Raw genomic sequence first — 1,502 nt, forward strand, 5'->3', positions numbered from 1 at the left:
AGTCTTCCTGCAGAAATTGAGCAGTTGTCTAATCTGCAAGGGCTTCACTTAAATGAAAATCAGCTCACCAGTCTTCCTGCAGAAATTGGGCAGTTGCCTAATCTGCAAGGGCTTCACTTAAATGAAAACCAGCTCACCGCTCTGCCTACAGAAATTGGGCAGCTGTCTCAGCTACTAAAGATTAGCTTAAATCAAAACCAGCTCACCAGCCTGCCTGCGGAAATAGGTCAATTGTCTAATCTGCAAGAGCTTTACTTAAATGAAAACAAGCTCACCAGTCTGCCTGTAGAAATCGGGCAGCTGTCTCAGTTACAGGGGCTTTACCTAAATCAAAACCAGCTCACCAGCCTGCCTGCAGAAATCGGGCAGCTGTCTACGCTGACACGGCTTGAATTAAATCAAAACCAGCTCACCAGCCTGCCTCCAGAAATCGGGCAATTGTCTCAGCTGCAAGGGCTTGACTTAAATCAAAACCAGCTCTCCGGCCTTCCTGCAGAAATCTGGCAGATGTCTCAGCTACAATGGCTTAACTTAAATCAAAACCAGCTCACCAGTCTGCCTGTAGAAATCGGGCAATTGTCTCAGCTGCAACTCCTTTACTTAAGCCAAAACCAGCTCACCAGCCTGCCTGCAGAAATCGGGCAGCTGTCTAAGGTGCAATCGCTTGAATTAGCGGAAAATCCTTTGAAGGATATCGCCGAAAAGATAAGACAGCGTTTTCAATTGTAGAATGGTTGTAAGTACTTTTTAAATTGGGGTGAGCTAAAATGAAATAAAAAACTTTTAGCCATCTTATCTTTAAACAAGTAATCAGCTTTTCTTCCGGCAACTAAGCAAGCTTAAACTAACCTACACATTTATAACGACAAGAAGCTTCTCTCTTTTTCTGCAGAGTTTTATGGCTGGGAGGACAACTTTTCTTGACAGGAAGAAACTAGGCGTATTGTATTCCATCATTCGTTAAAAAAATTAAAACATTGCACCAAAAAGGGCCGTTTTTCTCAAATAAGGCCAAGAATCAATCTCATTCTTTTAGCCACGCCAAAATTGCCGCATCACTTAATCCCTAAAAGCTGTGGCTGCTCCTAAATGCTTAGAAGGTCCCTCCCCTTTACTTGAATCTATCTGAAAAAAACGAGGCAGATTATCTGTGAGGTGTTTTTCATTGATAAGGATACGAATTCGTTTGACTTGCTTTTTAATTTTTTTATATTGTCTTTAAAAAATGATAATGCTGAAAAAGTCATCATTACCCAAGGAAATAAAATGCATCCTATCTCATCGGCCTCTATTGAAAGCTTGCCCAATGAATTGCTGCTCCCTATCTTAGAGGCCTGCGCAGTTCCTTCCTTATTTAGCGTCTGTAAAAGATGGCATCATCTGCTAGCTTCTGAAGTCATGCCCCCTCTTTATAAAAAAATAGCACAGCTTCATTTCCCCACAAAGAATACCTCTACCCAGCGAACTCTTATGTTAGCTAAAGTTTATCAACTCAATCCTGG

2 protein-coding genes are annotated in these 1,502 nt (G+C 41.7%); both read left to right on the plus strand.

Going from position 1 to position 1,502, the window contains the following annotated elements:
• Positions 1 to 729, plus strand: a 729-nt coding sequence (locus DB42_RS01590; RefSeq protein ID WP_044881442.1) for a leucine-rich repeat domain-containing protein, incomplete at its 5' end; no start/stop codon positions are given.
• Between the two features lie 537 nt (positions 730 to 1,266).
• Positions 1,267 to 1,502 (plus strand): F-box protein (locus tag DB42_RS01595; protein ID WP_155117370.1); only part of this gene is annotated, 236 nt, incomplete at its 3' end.

It is taken from the genome of Neochlamydia sp. EPS4 (genome assembly GCF_000813665.1).
Lineage (GTDB): Bacteria > Chlamydiota > Chlamydiia > Chlamydiales > Parachlamydiaceae > Neochlamydia.